General features: G+C 70.5%; 14 protein-coding genes. 1 reads left to right on the top strand and 13 read right to left on the bottom strand.

Annotation, left to right across the window (positions count from 1 at the left end; genetic code table 11):
- Nucleotides 1-3: 3 nt before the first annotated feature.
- The 13 genes from DPM19_RS18845 to DPM19_RS18785 form a co-directional block, all read right to left on the bottom strand.
- The gene (locus DPM19_RS18845) at nt 4-1,803 is read right to left on the bottom strand and encodes an ABC transporter permease (RefSeq protein WP_111869257.1); all 1,800 of its coding nucleotides are present in this window, start codon (nt 1,801-1,803) and stop codon (nt 4-6) included.
- Between the two features lie 5 nt (nt 1,804-1,808).
- On the bottom strand, nt 1,809-2,546 hold the full coding sequence (locus DPM19_RS18840; protein ID WP_111869256.1) for an ABC transporter ATP-binding protein: 738 nt from the start codon (nt 2,544-2,546) through the stop codon (nt 1,809-1,811).
- Complete coding sequence (locus DPM19_RS18835; protein WP_111869255.1) at nt 2,543-3,076, bottom strand: PadR family transcriptional regulator; 534 nt, start codon at nt 3,074-3,076, stop codon at nt 2,543-2,545. Before DPM19_RS18835 ends, DPM19_RS18840 begins: the two co-directional genes overlap by 4 nt.
- A gap of 84 nt (nt 3,077-3,160) precedes the next feature.
- Nucleotides 3,161-3,784 carry an isochorismatase family cysteine hydrolase gene (locus DPM19_RS18830; protein ID WP_111869254.1) on the bottom strand — a complete coding sequence of 208 codons (624 nt, stop codon included), beginning with the start codon at nt 3,782-3,784 and terminating at the stop codon, nt 3,161-3,163.
- Between the two features lie 181 nt (nt 3,785-3,965).
- Nucleotides 3,966-4,205, bottom strand: a complete 240-nt coding sequence (locus DPM19_RS18825) for an EF-hand domain-containing protein (RefSeq protein ID WP_111869253.1) — start codon at nt 4,203-4,205, stop codon at nt 3,966-3,968.
- A gap of 71 nt (nt 4,206-4,276) precedes the next feature.
- A complete protein-coding gene (locus DPM19_RS18820) occupies nt 4,277-5,062 on the bottom strand; it encodes a hypothetical protein (protein ID WP_111869252.1) in 786 nt (261 codons plus the stop codon).
- Nucleotides 5,063-5,140: 78 nt separating this feature from the next.
- Nucleotides 5,141-6,688 carry a glycoside hydrolase family 13 protein gene (locus tag DPM19_RS18815; protein WP_111869251.1) on the bottom strand — a complete coding sequence of 516 codons (1,548 nt, stop codon included), beginning with the start codon at nt 6,686-6,688 and terminating at the stop codon, nt 5,141-5,143.
- 57 nt (nt 6,689-6,745) lie between these two features.
- Complete coding sequence (locus tag DPM19_RS18810; RefSeq protein ID WP_111869250.1) at nt 6,746-7,705, bottom strand: carbohydrate ABC transporter permease; 960 nt, start codon at nt 7,703-7,705, stop codon at nt 6,746-6,748.
- A gap of 12 nt (nt 7,706-7,717) precedes the next feature.
- Nucleotides 7,718-8,629, bottom strand: coding sequence for a carbohydrate ABC transporter permease (locus tag DPM19_RS18805; RefSeq protein ID WP_111869249.1), 912 nt, complete (start codon nt 8,627-8,629; stop codon nt 7,718-7,720).
- Between the two features lie 55 nt (nt 8,630-8,684).
- Nucleotides 8,685-10,070, bottom strand: a complete 1,386-nt coding sequence (locus tag DPM19_RS18800) for an ABC transporter substrate-binding protein (protein ID WP_111869248.1) — start codon at nt 10,068-10,070, stop codon at nt 8,685-8,687.
- Nucleotides 10,071-10,279: 209 nt separating this feature from the next.
- Nucleotides 10,280-11,323 (bottom strand): LacI family DNA-binding transcriptional regulator, encoded by a 1,044-nt coding sequence (locus DPM19_RS18795; RefSeq protein ID WP_111869247.1) that lies wholly within the window; start codon nt 11,321-11,323, stop codon nt 10,280-10,282.
- Nucleotides 11,324-11,462: 139 nt separating this feature from the next.
- A complete protein-coding gene (locus DPM19_RS18790; protein WP_111869246.1) occupies nt 11,463-12,794 on the bottom strand; it encodes an ABC transporter permease in 1,332 nt (443 codons plus the stop codon).
- Between the two features lies 1 nt (nt 12,795).
- Nucleotides 12,796-13,545 (bottom strand): ABC transporter ATP-binding protein, encoded by a 750-nt coding sequence (locus tag DPM19_RS18785; protein WP_111869245.1) that lies wholly within the window; start codon nt 13,543-13,545, stop codon nt 12,796-12,798.
- Nucleotides 13,546-13,961: 416 nt separating this feature from the next.
- On the opposite strand from DPM19_RS18785, the gene DPM19_RS18780 reads away from it, so the two are divergent.
- Nucleotides 13,962-14,798 carry an undecaprenyl-diphosphate phosphatase gene (locus DPM19_RS18780; RefSeq protein ID WP_111869244.1) on the top strand — a complete coding sequence of 279 codons (837 nt, stop codon included), beginning with the start codon at nt 13,962-13,964 and terminating at the stop codon, nt 14,796-14,798.
- Nucleotides 14,799-14,848: the final 50 nt, after the last annotated feature.

Below are 14,848 nucleotides of genomic sequence, written 5' to 3'. Positions count from 1 at the left end.
CGCTCACGCCGACTCGGCGCTGAGTGTTCGCGCCACGGATCGACGGACCGTGATGCGGGCGGGGATGGCGGTGAGTACCGCTGTCGCCAGCACGGTCGTGAGTGCGGCGCCGAGCAGCCACCACACGGAGGGCATGATCATCTTTCCGGGGCCGGAGGTGAAGAGCCAGCACAGGACGAGGCCCAGGGGGATGCCGGTGATGGCGCCGGGGAGGGTGGGCACCAGTTGGGCGGCGGACAGTCCGGCTGTGATCTGTCCAGGGGTGGCGCCGAGTGTGCGCGCGATGGCCATGGTCGGCCGGGCTTCCAGTGCCGTGGTCCAGGTGATCGTGATGGTGTTCACGATGGCGAGCACGATCACCACGGCGGTGACGGCCAGCAGCAGGTGGCGTCCTTGGGCGGTTTGCTGATCCTTCGCCATGGGAGAGCCCGGGTAGCCCGTCACGGGCTGGGCGTAGACCATCAACAGAGCTGTGATCGCGATCAGCGTGGTCGTGATGTTGCACCCGTGCAGGACGGCGCGGCCAGGTCGACGGGCGATCAGACGCAGTCCGAGCAGGAGGGGGGTCGGCAGCAGCGCGGACGATCTGGTCAGCCAGGCCCGGCGTCGGGGCCGGTGTGCGGTGTCGGCCAGCGCGGAGACGGTGCCGGCGCGCAGCGCCCGCAGGGTCGGGCCGAGGGTGGTGAGCGCCGCCACCGCCAGGGCGACAACAGTCGTGACGGCGATGGTGCCACCGGTAGGACCGGTGGGGGCGGTGATCAGGCTGCCGCTGGGATTGGTGATGGCGGGCTCGACCAGACGTGCGACCGCCAGGCCCAGTGCGTCGGCGAGGAGCGCCAGGGTCAGGTATTCGGCGAGCAGGACGACGGCGATGAGGCCGGGTGTGGCGCCGACGGCCTTGAGCAGTCCGACCCGGCGGGTTTGCCTGGCGGCACGCCCTGCCGCCAACGTGGTCACGCCGGCGATGGCCAGGAAGCTGAGCAGCCAACTGCCGATGACCAGGATCGGCTGGCTGTCCCGGAGCATGACGGAATCCTGCCTGGCTATGAACTGCCAGGATTGGAAGTTCACCCAGGTGTCCGTGAACTCCGGGGCTATGGCGGGATTGTGCCGATTTATCGTCTCGGCCAGGTCGGGATCACTCAGTTTCAGGTAAATGAAGGAGGTCACCGGGAGATCCGCGGATGCCAGCGCCCGGGTATCCCGTTCGTCCAGCCAGACCAGGCCGCCGCCGTCACTCGGCCCGCCGTTCGGGCCGATCATCGGCGCCCACGGGTAGACGTGGTGGGCCGCGGTCACGGCGATCCCGACGATGGGAAACGAGCGGCCGGCAACGGTGACGTGGTCGCCGACGCCGACGTCCAGAACCGTGGCGAAGCCGCGTTCGACCACGGCGCCTCCGGGGCGAACCCAACCACCCGAGGTCACCAGCGGGCGATCTACCGGACCCGGTGTCGTATCGGCGACTTGCACCACCGCGGCGGCCGTGGAACCGCGCGCCGTGAGCTTCGTATGGAACTGGCGGTACGGTCCGCTGTGCGCGACCACCCCGGGTGCGTGTTCCAACGACTTCAGGGCCGCGATCGTGGTCTGGTCGGTGCCGGGGGAGAGCGCGACCACGTCCGGCCCGGCTGTGGCTTCCCTGGTCTTCTGGTAGAGCGCGTCGGTCGCCCCGGGCATGGACAGGCCGAGGGCCAACGTCGCGGTGGCTGCGGTTATCGCGAGAAGGAGCATCGCGGCCTGGGCGGGATACCGGCGCAGGTCGGCCGAGACAAGGCGGAAGACGAGCAGGATGCGGCCCACGGCGGTCAGCCCCCCAGCTCGATCAGGCCCTCGAGCGGCCCGGCGTGGTCGGCCAGCCAGGTGTCGTCCACGAACGTGCCGTCGCGCATCGAGATCAGCCGGTCCGCGTTCGCGGCGACCCGTTCATCATGCGTGACGATGACGAGGGTCTGCCCCGCGCACCGCAGGTCCTCGAACAGCCTCAGCACATCGAGCGTCGCCGCGGTGTCGAGGTTCCCGGTCGGCTCGTCGGCCAGCAGGACCAGCGGCTCGTTGGCCATGGCGCGGGCGATGGCGACCCGCTGACGCTGCCCTCCCGACAGTTCCGAGGGCAGGTGCCGGGCTCGGCCGGCGAGCCCGACCCGCTCCAGCAGCACGGCCGCGCGCCGCCGCGCCGCGCGCGGTGAGCAGCCGGCCAGCAGCGCGGGCAGTTCCACGTTCTCCGCCGCGGACAGTTCCTCCACCAGATGGAATGCCTGGAAGACGAATCCCGTCGAGCCGCGCCGCAGCCGGGCCAGAGCCCGCTCGCTCAACGTGTCGATGCGCCGGCCGGCCAGCCACACCTCCCCGCCGGTGGGTCGCTCCAGGCCACCCAGCAGGTGCAGCAGGGTGGACTTCCCGCAGCCACTGGGCCCCATCACCGCCAGCATCTGTCCCGCCGGTACGTCCAGGTCGACTCCATCGACCGCGCGGACCAGGCCCTGCCCGCGGCCATGCTTCTTGAACAGGTCGCGGACCTGCAGCACATCGCCGGATTCGTTCATGCATCCTCAGATTCGTTCTCGGCCCTCGACCAGACCCGCTCGCAGGCTTCCAACCAGCGCAGATCCGCCTGCAGCCGCAACGCGACCCCTTGCAGCAGCAAGCCGGGGGTCGAGTCGTCCGGCTCGGCCAGCACCGCGCGCTGGACATCACGCAGGCGGCGCAGTAGCTCGCGGCGCTGCGCGGCCACCAGCTCCACCGGGTCGGCGAGTCCGCCCGCGGCCGCCACAGCGAGTTTGAGATGGAACTCCGCCAAGTCCGGTTTGGGCCAGTTCACCTCGGCCAGCCAGGCGGCCACCCGCTGCTGTCCGGCCGGAGTCAGCGCGTACACCTTGCGACCCGGCCGGTTCGGCAACCCATCCGCCCGTTCGCAGACGACCAGTCCCGCTCTCTCCAGCCGGGCCAGCGTCACGTAGACCTGACCCGCGTTCATCGACTCCCCCAGCGGGCCGAGAGCCCACCGCAGCCGCGCACGCAGGTGGTAACCGTGCGCCGGTTCTTTCGCGAGTATCGCCAGCACCGCGTCTTGCATGCACCATACCTAACCGTTAGCTTATGGATATCGGTTAGCCGATACAGGCGTCAAGCACTACTGCGAAACCGGCCGGTGGGCCCGTCAGCGCGTCGCGTCGAGCGCGCGGACCAGGTCCGCCGTGGTGGTGATGGAGTGGGCGTACGTGGGGCCGTTCAGCTCGTGGGCCGCGTGCATCAGTTCGGCGCTGTAGGCGGCCGTGGCGTCGCGGACGAGGGTCACGTGATGGCCGAGTTCCATGGCGAAGCGGCCGGTGGACTCGATGCAGGTGTTGGCCAGCACGCCGATCACGATCACGTGGCTGATGCCGTGCTGGTTGAGCTGGAGGTCCAGGTCGGTGTTGGCGAAGCCGCTCTGGCCCCAGTGCTGCTTGGCGACCACATCACCCGCCCGGGGCCGGAGATCGGGGTGAAACTCGCCTCCCCAGGTACCCCGGGCGAACGTGTGGCGCTGCTGCATCTGCCGCTGGGTGGGGTTGGGGTGATCCCAGCCCTCGTAGTCGCCCTCCTCCCACTGGCGGTGCGGGACGAACACCACCCGCGCACCCGCCGCGCGGCCCGCGGCGACGACCTTCCGCAGGTTGTCCAGGAGCCCCACCTCGGTCGCGACGCCGTGCAGCCGCGGCCAGAGCTTGCCGCCCTCGGAGATGAAGTCGTTGTAGGGGTCGACCAGCAGAACGGCCGTCCGGCGAGCCTCGTACTCGGCCACGGCGCCCTCCCCGGGGTGACCAGTGCCTTCTCCCAGGAAGGTTCACTTCATCCGGGCGGTCAAACGGATCGACCTCCTCCGTATCACGGCCGCTGGCGGGGCCGTTCCAGGACGCGGGTCGACAGGTGGCCTGGCCGGGCGGACGGATTCCGGTGCGGAGGTGATGCGCGGGCCGGGCGTTCTAGTCCTCGGAGCCGAGTTCGGGAAGGTTCTCCGCCAGCGGCACGAACTCGGTCACCGACAGCAGCCCGTCGTGATCGGTGTCGTACTCGGCGAACAGCGCCTTGACGATCCCCGACAGGTCGGCCACCTCGGCCGCCGGGAACATCCCCGCGATCGCCGCGGTCACCTCGTCCACGGTGAGCTGCCCGTCCCCGTCGAGGTCGTACCGGGCGAACACCGCCTCGTACTGATCAGACATGATTCCCTTCCGCACAGGCGACCGTGGCCCCCGATCGTAACCGCTCCCGGAGAGCGGCCGTCCCGGCGGCTTCAGAAGGGCGGCTCGTCGAACCGGCCGTCATGGGAGATGCCCTGCCCCCGGCGCCCTCGCTCCCACTCCTCCTGCCGCCGCTCGTGCTCCGCCAGCTCCGCGTGGGCGTCCAGGGTCGTGGTGTCCGCCCCCCAGGCGCGCAGGCCGCAGATCGCGGCGAAGCGGTGGTCCTGGTCGGCGCACGTCGCCAGCTCGCGGCGCACCTGCGGGGCCAGCGCGGTCCGGTGGTGGCGGAGTGCGGGGTCGTCCAGAAGGGGGATCGAGGCGGCGAGGGCGGCATGGTGGACGGTGGGATGCTCGTCGTCCAGGCAGGCCGAGACCCCCTGGAAGAGGGCGGGGCGCAGGGCACGGATCTCCCGGAACCGCGGGGTGCTCGCCGGGTCCGGGTGGCCGAACTCCCGGGCCTGCTCCTCGCCGGCGTCGCTGACCGCGTGGGCCACCCCCGCCAGCCAGTCCAGCAGCTTGGCGCGCAGCGGCCGGCGCCCGGCCTCCCAGGCCGGGGCCAGGGCCCGCCGGCTGCCGGGGTCGGCGAGAAGCGCGGCGACGTAGCGGGCCGCGGGACCCGTCGCGTCGTAGAGGGAGCCCTGGTGGCGCAGGTCGTCCGAGAGGTGGTTCAGGGCGGCGGTGACGGCGTCCCGGTCGCCCGACACGAGAGCCGCCAGCGCGTCCGGCGTGGCCGTCGCGGGGTCGAGCGGGTGGTACGGACCGGCCCACATCGCGTCCAGGGCACTCCAGTCGGTCTCCGCGAGCAGCGCACGCGGATCGGGGAGATCGTCGATCGTCACCCGCCGAGTATGCGGCCCCGCTCCGGCGGGCGCACGGTCCGGACCACCGCTCGTCGGACCCCGACGACGGGCGGCCGCTCAGCGCAGCCAGACCGCCGTGTCGGGTGGGAGCAGGCCGTCGGGCAGCGGGCCGCTGGCCAGCCGGATCTCGCCGGTGACCGGGACGGGTTCGGTGCCGAGGTTGACCACGCAGGTCAGCCCGGAGTCGCGGGTGAAGGCGAGCACGTCCTCGCCCAGCGGGAGCCAGCGCAGGGTGCCGTCGCCGAGTTCGGCGGCGCGGATCCGCAGGGCCGCCCGGTAGAGGGACAGCATCGAGGACGGGTCGGCCTGCTGGGCCTCGACCGTCAGGTCCTTCCAGCCGGCGGGCTGCGGCAGCCAGGGCTCGGCGCCGCCGAACCCGAACGGGGGTTCGACGCCGGACCAGGGCAGCGGCACCCGGCAGCCGTCCCGGCCCCGGTCGGTGTGCCCGGAACGGTGCCAGATCGGGTCCTGGAGCAGCTCGTCCGGCAGGTCCTCGGCCTCGGGCAGGGCCAGTTCCTCGCCCTGGTAGACGTAGACGCTGCCGGGCAGCGCCAGGGACAGCAGGGCGGCGGCGCGGGCGCGGCGCAGGCCGAGCGCGAGGTCGGTGGGCGTTCCGTGTTTGCGGTCGGCGTGGTCGAACGAGGTGTCCGCGCGGCCGTAGCGGGTGACGGTGCGGGTCACGTCGTGGTTGGAGAGCACCCAGGTGGCGGGGGCGCCGACCGGTGCGAGCGTGGCGAAGGTGTCGTCGATGACGGTGCGCAGCGCGGTGGCGTCCCAGGGGGCGCCGAGGAAGGGGAAGTTGAAGACGGTGTGCAGTTCGTCGGGGCGCAGGTAGCGGGCCAGCCTCTCCTGGTCGGGCAGCCACACCTCGCCGACCAGCATCCGGCCGGGGTAGGTGTCCGCCAGCCGCCGCCAGTCCCGGTAGATCTCGTGGACGGCGTCCCGGTCGGTGTAGGGGTCCAGGCCGTCGGGCTCGGCGTCCGGGTCCTTGATCAGGACGGCGGCCGAGTCGATGCGGATGCCGTCCACGCCCCGGTCGAACCAGAACTTCAGCACGTCCAGGAAGTCGGCGCGCACGTCGGGGTGGGTCCAGTTGAAGTCGGGCTGCTGGGGGGCGAACAGGTGCAGGTACCACTCCCCGTCCGGCACCCGCGTCCAGGCGGGGCCGCCGAAGATGGACTGCCAGTCGTTGGGCGGGGCGTCGCCGGTGCCGCGCCGGAACCAGAACCTGGCCCGTTCGGGCGAGCCCGGCCCGGCGGCCAGTGCCTGCCGGAACCAGTCACTGGCGTCGGAGGTGTGGTTGGGCACCACGTCGATGATGATCCGGATGCCGAGGGCGTGCGCCTCGGAGATGAACGTCCCGGCCTCCGCCAGGGTGCCGAAGGACGGGTGGATGTCGCGGTAGTCGGCCACGTCGTAGCCGCCGTCGGCCAGCGGCGACGGGTACCAGGGGTTCAGCCAGATCGCGTCGATCCCCAGTTCGGCCAGGTAGGGCAGGCGGGAGCGCAGGCCCGCCAGGTCCCCCACGCCGTCGCCGTCGCCGTCGGCGAAGCTGCGCAGGTAGACCTGGTAGATCACGGCTCCCCGCCACCATGTTTCGGGCATGCTGACGTACTCCTTAGGGCTGTTGGAAGGGTGTCCGGGTTCGCTCGAAGGGACGGGTCAGCCTTTGAGGCCGCCCGCGGTCAGGCCGGCCATGATGTGCCGCTGGAAGATGAAGAAGACGACGATCGTGGGGATGCTCGCGATCACCAGGGCCGCGGTCATGGTCGTCTGCGGCATGTTGGCCCGCAGCGACGCGATGCCGACGCTGATCGTCATCTTCTCCGGGTCCTGGAGGACCAGCAGCGGCCAGGCGAAGTCGCGCCACACGTTGACCACCGTGAAGATCGAGACCACGCCGAGGATCGGCCGGGACACCGGCAGGACGACCGAGAGCAGGACCCGCAGCGGCGAGGCCCCGTCGATCTGCGCGGCCTCCAGCAGTTCGGTCGGGATCGAGTCGAAGAACCGTTTGAGCAGGAAGATGTTGAACCCGTTGGCGACCGCGGGCAGCCAGATCGCCCACGGGGTGTTCAGCAGGTCCAGGTTGAGGATCGGCAGGTCCTTCACCGTCAGGTAGGCCGGCAGCAGGATCACCGTGGGCGGGATCATCAGCGTGGCCAGCATGCCCAGCAGGATCACGTTGCCGAAGAACGGGCGCAGCTTGGACAGCGCGTAGGCCGCCCCGACGTCGAAGGCGAGCGCGAAAGCCCAGGCGCCGGCCGCGTACTGCAGCGTGTTCAGCAGGAACCGGTCCAGGTTCATCAGGGTCCACGCCTCCCGGTAGCTGTCGAGGGAGAACCTCGACGGCACGTAGGTGGGCGGGATCCGGGCGAACTCCTCGCCGGTCTTCATGGCCCCGGTGATCATCCAGTACAGCGGGAACACGAAAATCGCGGTGAACAGCAGCACGACCGACACCAGGACCAGCCAGTAGATCCGGCGGCCCCACCGCGAGTTGAGCTGGTGCGGCGACAGCACCGTCCGGTGCTGGGAGGTGAACCGCCGGCGCGGTCGCCACGCGGGCTCGGCCTTCGCCGGGACGGTGCCGGGTGGGCGGGTGGCGGTGAGATTCGACATCGTGGCCGGCCCCTAGGTGTTGTCGCGCGACAGGCGCAGGTAGGCGGCGGAGAAGACGAAGAGGACCAGCATGAGCATCAGCCCGAGAGCGCTGCCCCCGCCGAAGTTCCCGAAGTTGAAGGCGTACTGGTACATGAGGTAGACGACGCTGATCGTGGCGTCCTCGGGGCCGCCCCCGGTGAGCAGGTACGGCTCGATGAACACCTGCATGGTCGCGATGATCTGCAGCAGCAGCATCACCAGCAGGATCAGCCGGGTCTGCGGGATCGTGACGTGCCAGATCCGGCGCAGCACGCCCGCCCCGTCCAGCTCGGCGGCCTCGTACAGCTCGCCCGGGACGCTCTGCAGCGCGGCCAGGTAGATCAGCGTCCCGCTGCCCAGGTTCATCCAGGTGGAGACGATGACCAGCGAGATCAGCGCGGTGTCCCGGGAGTCCAGCCAGCTCAGCCCGGGCAGGTGCGCCAGTTCGAGGATCTGGTTGAACAGCCCGGGCCCCGGGTCGTAGAACCACTTGAACAGCAGCACCGACACGGCCGGGGGCAGCATGACCGGCAGGTAGACCACGAACCGCAGGTAGCCGCGGGCGTGCCGCAGCTCGTTGAGGACCAGCGCGATCACGAACGGGATCAGGTAGCCGCAGAGCAGGGCCAGCAGCGTGAACACCGCGGTGTTGATCCATGCCGACCTGAAGGCCGGGTCCTTGAACACGGTGGTGAAGTTGTCGAACCCCACCCAGACGGGCGGGTCGACGAAGTTGTTCTCCTGGAAGCTCAGGACGACCTCGCGGAACATCGGATACCAGGAGAAGAACGCGAAACAGATCAGCGCTCCGCTCAGGAATCCGTAGGCGGTGATGTTCCGCCGCGCCACCAGGCCGAGCCGCCGCCCGTCCGTCTTGCGCGACCTGTTCTGCAGTGCGGTCATCGTCGTCCTCGCCGGTGGGCCGGGGGGCGCCCCGCGGGGCGCCCCCCGGTGGCTTTCAGTTGGTGCGGGCCAGCAGGGCGTTGACCTTCTTCTCCGCGTCGGCGAGAAGCTGGTCGATGTCGGCGTCCTTCCTGGTCAGCACCGCCGACATCGCGCTGTCGAGGATCGCGTAGATGGCCTGCGCGTTGGGCGGCTCCACCTTCGGGGTGATGTTCGCCGAGCCGCTCTCGTAGGGGGCGAAGTTCTCGACGGGGACGGTGGCGAACTGCCGGCGCAGCTCCCGCTCCTTGGTACCGCTGGCGTTGGCGCCCCACAGCAGGTTCTCCGGGACGCCGACCGGCCGGCCGATGTCCTTGAACCGCTGGTAGTCGAACTGCCCCTGGCCGGGGGTCAGGTTGCGGAACTCCAGCCACAGGATCGCGGCCTTGATCTGGTCGGGGCTCGCCTTGGGGCTGATCATGTAGCCGTCACCGCCGAGCAGGGACGCCTTGGCCTCCGGCAGCGTGGTGGTGCCGAGGTCCTCGATCTTCGCGCCGAAGTTGAGGAAGACCTCGACGGCCACGTCGGGGGCGCCGACCATCATGCCGAGCTTGCCGCTGCCCATCATCCGCATGAGGTCCTCCCAGCGGTGCAGCTGTTTGGTCCCCATGGAGTTGTCGGTCCAGCGCATGTCCTTGAGGTTCTGCAGGACGGCGCGGCCCTGGGGGCTGTTGAAGGCGGCCTTCTTGCCGTCGGCGGTCACCACCTCGCCGCCCTGGCCGTAGATCTCCGAGGTGAAGTGCCAGCCGCCGGTGTTGGCCGCGCTGTACTCGCCGTAGCCGACGTGGCCGGCGCCGAGGGCGGCGATCTTCTTGGCCGCCGCACGGACCTCGGCCCAGGTCCGGGGCGGGTTGGCGGGGTCCAGCCCGGCCTGGGTGAACAGCTTGCGGTTGTAGACGAGGCCGGTGGTGTACGCCTTGCGCGGCAGGCCGTAGACGCGGCCCTTGTCGTTCTTGAACGCCTGGAGGAACTTGGGGTTGACGTCCTTGACGCTCTGCACGCCGTTCACGTAGGCGGTGATGTCGGCGGCCTGCCGGTTCCGGATGATGTTCTGGACGTCGGTGTAGTAGACGTAGTAGACGTCCTCCATCTGGCCGCCCGCGAGCTTGGCCTGGAAGGTCTCCGGGACGATGCAGGGGAACGCGTCCTTGCTGACGATGGTGATGTTCGGGTGTTTGGCCTGGAACTTCTTGACGTCGTCGTCCCAGGCCGCGCGCTCGGCCTTGGCGGTCTTGGGGGGCTGGCAGCCGACCGTGATCGAGACCTTGGTGTTGGGGTCCAGTGGTCCGGCGGTCTCGAGCGGGGTGGACCCTGAGCCGTCCTCGCTGGACTTGACGCCGCAGGCGGTGCCGGTCAGGGTGAGCGCCGCGCTCAGCAGCACGGCCAGGTGACGGAGTCTCATCGGAGGTTCCTCCTGGGGGCGGTTGCGAGGAACATATAGAGACCTGCATCACAGCGCAATAGTCGAACTTTCCAGCACAAATTTGCGACAGAACCAGCAAAGATCGACCGCTGAGAAAGAAATCCCTGCTCAGACGACCGAAGCCGCCCCCCTGATCGGGGGACGGCTTCGGAAGGACCGGACCGGGTGACGAAAAGTAGCCGTCACGATCACGTAACGACGGTGCGGGCGGGTGCGGTGGAGCCCCGGACGACCAGCTCCGGCTCGTACAGCAGTTCCTCGGCGGGCACCGACCCGCGCTCCATCTGGTTGAGCAGCATGCTGACCGCCGCCCGGCCCATCGCCTCGATCGGCTGGCGCACCGTGGTGAGCGGCGGGTGCGTGCAGTTGATGAACGCCGAGTCGTCGAACCCCACCACCGACAGGTCCTCCGGGGCCGACAGCCCCGCCCGGCGCACCGCCCGGATCGCGCCCAGCGCCAGCACGTCGCTCGCGCAGATCACCGCGGTGAACCCCGCCGCGATGATCCGCGAGGTGACCGAGTGGCCGCCCTCGATCGAGAACATGCCGTGCTCCACCGCGTCACCGGGGACCTCCCGCCCGCTCCTGGCCGCGACCGCCCGGAAGGCGGCCAGCTTGCGCTGGGACGGGATGTGGTCCTCGGGGCCCAGCAGCAGGGCGATGCGCTCGTGGCCCAGGGACGTCAGGTGGGTGTACGCCTGCTCGACGGCGACCGCGTCGTCGGTGGACACCCGGGGGAACGCCAACTCCGGCACGGCCGCGTTCACCAGCACCACCGGCAGCCCCAGCTCCATCAGCCGGAAGTAGTGCTCGTGCGGGGAGTCCAGCTCAGCGTAGTGCCCGCCGGCGAAGACCATCCCCGACACGTGCTGGTCGACGAGCATGTTCACGTAGTCGGCCTCCGACAGCCCGCCCGCCGTCCGGGTGCACAGCACGGGCGTGAACCCGCGCTGGGCCAGCGCCCCGCCGATCACCTCGGCGAGCGCCGGGAAGATCGGGTTGCCCAGCTCCGGCAGCACCAGCCCGACCAGCCGGGCCCGCTCTCCCCGCAGCTGCGTGGGCCGCTCGTATCCGAGCACGTCCAGGGCCGTGAGCACGGCCGCCCGGGTGGCGTCCGACACCCCCGGCCGCCCGTTCAGCACCCGGCTGACCGTCGCCTCGCTGACCCCGACCTTCTTGGCGACTTCGGCCAGTCGCCGAGTCCTTGTGGAATCCCCAGTTGGCTGACCCATTGCGCAAGCATATGACGCAATCGCGCAACTCGCTTGCAAAACCGGGTCCATCCAGCTCAAGTCACCGTCGCGGCAACCGGACCATGCGCGGGAGAGCGAAACGGTCGGCCGGGATTCCACGGGAGGAGTACGGCCCCGGTCATACGGTGACGGCGGCGGTGGTGGGGACGGACAGGGAACGGCGGGCGGTGAGAAGGGCGGTGGCGAAGGTCAGGACGGCGGTGAAGCCGACGGCGGCGAGGTACGTGCCGGGGTCCAGGTCGGGGGTCCACGTCCCGGTCCGGGCGTAGGCGAAGGGAAGGATGGTGACCAGGGACGCAACGGTGCCGAGGACCGTGCCGGCGACAGTGATCGCCAGGCTCTCCAGAGCGACCATCGACAGGACCTGGCCGGAGGTGGCCCCGGCCAGACGGTACTGGGCGAACTCGCGGGTGCGCTCGGCGGTCGAGGCGACCAGGGTGTTGATCAGCATGATGCACAGGAACAGCGCGATCATGCCGGTGACGACGTAGTTGAGCGTCTCGATGATGTGCTGGTCGGCGCCGACGGGCCGCCCGGCGGACGCCCGGTTGTCCAGGCTCTGCATGTAGAGGGTGCCGACTCCCACGCCGATGAACAGCACGATCGGGGTGAGCGCGGCGGCGAGCGGTGCGCTCCGCGAGCGCAGGTTCTGCCGTGTCACGGCGCCCACGACGCCGAAGCCGGGCAGCGGGAGGCGGCGGACGATCGCGGGCGCGAAGCAGGCCAGGCCGATCGCGAACAGGATGTCGGCCGAACCGGCGTACTGCTGCGCCTGGAAGCCGGTACCGCGCCCGACGGTGACGGTCAGCACCGCCTGGTTGACCGCCCCGGCGAAGAACAGCAGCCCGAAGGCGACCCGGCGGCGGGTGAGCCGGGCCCGCGGCGCGGCGGCGTTCAGCAGCGACTCGGTCACCCTCGTCCGTACCGCGCGGCGGGCGGTGATGAGCGCCGCGCCGACCGCGGAGCACAGCGTGACGCCGATCCCCTGGCCGAGCGCGACGGGCCCGAAGGCGTGGTGGATTCCGGCGCCGACCTGGCCACTGTCCTGGAGCAGGCCGAGGAGCGTTCTCCCGGCCAGCATCCCGAGCGGGACGGCCGGCACCACCGCGACGAGCGCGAGCACCAGCACCTCGGCAAGGATCATCCAGGTGAGCTGGCCGGGGGTCGCGCCCGCGCTCTTGAGCAGCGCGATCTCCCGGGCCCGCTGGTGGACGCCCAGGGTGGTGGTCGAGGCGACCGCGAAGACCACCAGCAGCAGGCTCCAGCCGCCGACGACGCCGCCCATGATGGCCAGCACCTCCTCGCTGACCGGGTCGACGCCCGGGCCGAGCGCCGTGTCGACCAGCGATCCGAACGTCATGACCAGAGCGGCGCCGAGGAACAGGGCGAGGAATCCGGCGGTGAAGGCGGCGGTACGGTGTCGCAGCGAGGACAGGGCCAGCACGAACATCTCAGACCCCCTTCCCGGCGAGGTCCTCGCCCAGGTGGGTCAGCCGTTCGGCGACGGCCTCCGCGGTCGGGGCGACGAGGTGGCCCACGATCCGCCCGTCCGCCAGGAACAGCACGGAGTCCGCGTGGGCGGCGGCGATCGGGTCGTGGGTCACCAGCACGAGCGTCTGCCCGTACACCCGGACCGACTGCTGGAACAGTTTCAGGACGGCCCGCGCGCTGCGGATGTCGAGCGCGCCGGTCGGCTCGTCGGCGAAGATCACCGAGGGGGAGGTGACCAGTGCCCGCGCGATCGCCACCCGCTGCTGCTGGCCGCCCGACAGTTCCTGCGGCCGGTGCGTCAGCCGGTCTCCCAGCCCGACCTGATCGAGGACCTCCGCCACGCGCCTGGCGTCGACCCGTTTGCCGGCCAGCCGCACCGGCAGCGTCACGTTCTGCAGTACGGTCAGCGCGGGCAGCAGGTTGAACTGCTGGAACACGAAGCCGACATGCTCGCGCCGGAATCTCGTCAGCTCGGTCTCGCTGCCCGCCAGTTCCCGGCCGGCCACGAAAACGCGCCCCGCGGTGGGACGCTCCAGCCCCGCCGCGCACTGCAGCAGCGTGGACTTCCCCGACCCCGACGGCCCCATGACCGCGGTGAACGTCCCGGCCGCCAGGCTCAGCGAAACCTCCGCCAGCGCGATCACCTGATTGTCGCCGGTGCCATGCACCTTGCGCACTCCGTCCAGCCGCAGTGCTTCCGTGTCAGTCATGCACCGACGTTCCCGCCCGTCCCTGACCGGCCGCGCACCATCCGCTGACCGTCCCGCCGCCGGCCGGTGAGCCGCCACGGGCACTGCACAGTTCTCGGCGGCGGAGCGGAGCCCGGTCCCGGCAGGGCTCGAAGAACACGGTTTCCGCCGGTACCGCCCGCGGCCGATCACGTCGTCGCGCCGCGATCTCCCGCCTCGGGCACCCCCGCCAAAGTAAAGTTCACCCAGTGGCCAAGGACGGGTTTTGCCCCTCCGGCGATGATCAGTACTGTCTCTGCCAGCGCCGAAGAAGTTCCTCGGCCCGGCCGTGCCCCGGAGCCCGGCGGCTCGCCCTCAAGCAGCGAGGCCCGGCCGGCCGCTGCGGACTTCCGGGCCCGCGCCGTGGCGTACACCGATGAGCGAATACGAGGGTCACCTTGAACATCCTGGAAGCGGTCTTCCTCGGAGCCGTGGAGGGGCTGACCGAGTTCCTGCCGATCTCCAGCACCGGCCACCTCACCATCCTGGAGAGCATTCTCGGGCACTCCCCCAACGACCCCGACATCACGGCGTTCACCGCGATCATCCAGGTCGGTGCCGTCCTGGCGACCCTGATCTACTTCCGCGCCGACTTCCAGCGGCTGATCACCGCGTGGGTGCGCGGGCTGGCCAGCCGCGAGCACCGGAGCGCGCTCGACTACCGGCAGGCGTGGGCGGTGGGCCTCGGCGCGATCCCGATCGGCATCGTCGGGCTGGTGTTCAAGGACCAGATCGAGACGACGCTGCGCAGCCTCTGGTTCGTCGGGTCGGCGCTGATCCTGTGGAGCGGGGTGATGTACTTCGCCGACAAGACCGCCACCCAGTCCCGGGACGAGAAGGACGTGACCTGGAAGGACACCCTGATCATCGGGGTGGTCCAGTGCCTGGCGCTGATCCCGGGGGTCTCCCGCTCGGGCGCGACGATGTCCGCCGGACTGATCCGCGGCCTGGACCGGGTCACGGTCACCAAGCTGTCGTTTTTCCTCTCCGTCCCCGCGCTGACCGCCGCCGGCGCGCTCCAGGTCGTCGACGAGTACGACTCCATCTCCAACGGCGTCGGATGGCCCGCCACGATCACCGCCACGGTGGTGAGCTTCGTCGTGGCCTACGTCGCGGTGGCCTGGCTGCTCAAGTTCATCGCGAAGCACACCTACACCGTCTTCATCGTCTACCGGGTGATCCTCGGCGTCATCGTGCTCACGCTGGTCGCGACCGGCGTCGTCGCGGCCTCCTGACCCCGGGGCACCGGCCCCCCACGAGCGCGTGAAGTGCCGTTCCCGCCGGC

Origin of the sequence: Actinomadura craniellae (assembly GCF_003289645.1) — a bacterium.
In the GTDB taxonomy this organism is placed as follows: Bacteria; Actinomycetota; Actinomycetes; order Streptosporangiales; family Streptosporangiaceae; genus Actinomadura_D; species Actinomadura_D craniellae.
Note: the sequence above shows the minus strand (reverse complement) of the source record. Positions and strands in the feature narration are given on the sequence as shown.

Excerpts from the sequence above, each read along its gene's own strand:
- DPM19_RS18835 (WP_111869255.1), bottom strand. The coding sequence starts at position 3,076 with ATGCAAGACGCGGTGCTGGCGATACTCGCGAAAGAACCGGCGCACGGT.
- DPM19_RS18795 (WP_111869247.1), bottom strand. The coding sequence starts at position 11,323 with ATGGGTCAGCCAACTGGGGATTCCACAAGGACTCGGCGACTGGCCGAA.
- DPM19_RS18840 (WP_111869256.1), bottom strand. The coding sequence starts at position 2,546 with ATGAACGAATCCGGCGATGTGCTGCAGGTCCGCGACCTGTTCAAGAAG.
- DPM19_RS18815 (WP_111869251.1), bottom strand. The coding sequence starts at position 6,688 with ATGCCCGAAACATGGTGGCGGGGAGCCGTGATCTACCAGGTCTACCTG.
- DPM19_RS18805 (WP_111869249.1), bottom strand. The coding sequence starts at position 8,629 with ATGACCGCACTGCAGAACAGGTCGCGCAAGACGGACGGGCGGCGGCTC.
- DPM19_RS18785 (WP_111869245.1), bottom strand. The coding sequence starts at position 13,545 with ATGACTGACACGGAAGCACTGCGGCTGGACGGAGTGCGCAAGGTGCAT.
- DPM19_RS18800 (WP_111869248.1), bottom strand. The coding sequence starts at position 10,070 with ATGAGACTCCGTCACCTGGCCGTGCTGCTGAGCGCGGCGCTCACCCTG.
- DPM19_RS18825 (WP_111869253.1), bottom strand. The coding sequence starts at position 4,205 with ATGTCTGATCAGTACGAGGCGGTGTTCGCCCGGTACGACCTCGACGGG.
- DPM19_RS18790 (WP_111869246.1), bottom strand. The coding sequence starts at position 12,794 with ATGTTCGTGCTGGCCCTGTCCTCGCTGCGACACCGTACCGCCGCCTTC.
- DPM19_RS18810 (WP_111869250.1), bottom strand. The coding sequence starts at position 7,705 with ATGTCGAATCTCACCGCCACCCGCCCACCCGGCACCGTCCCGGCGAAG.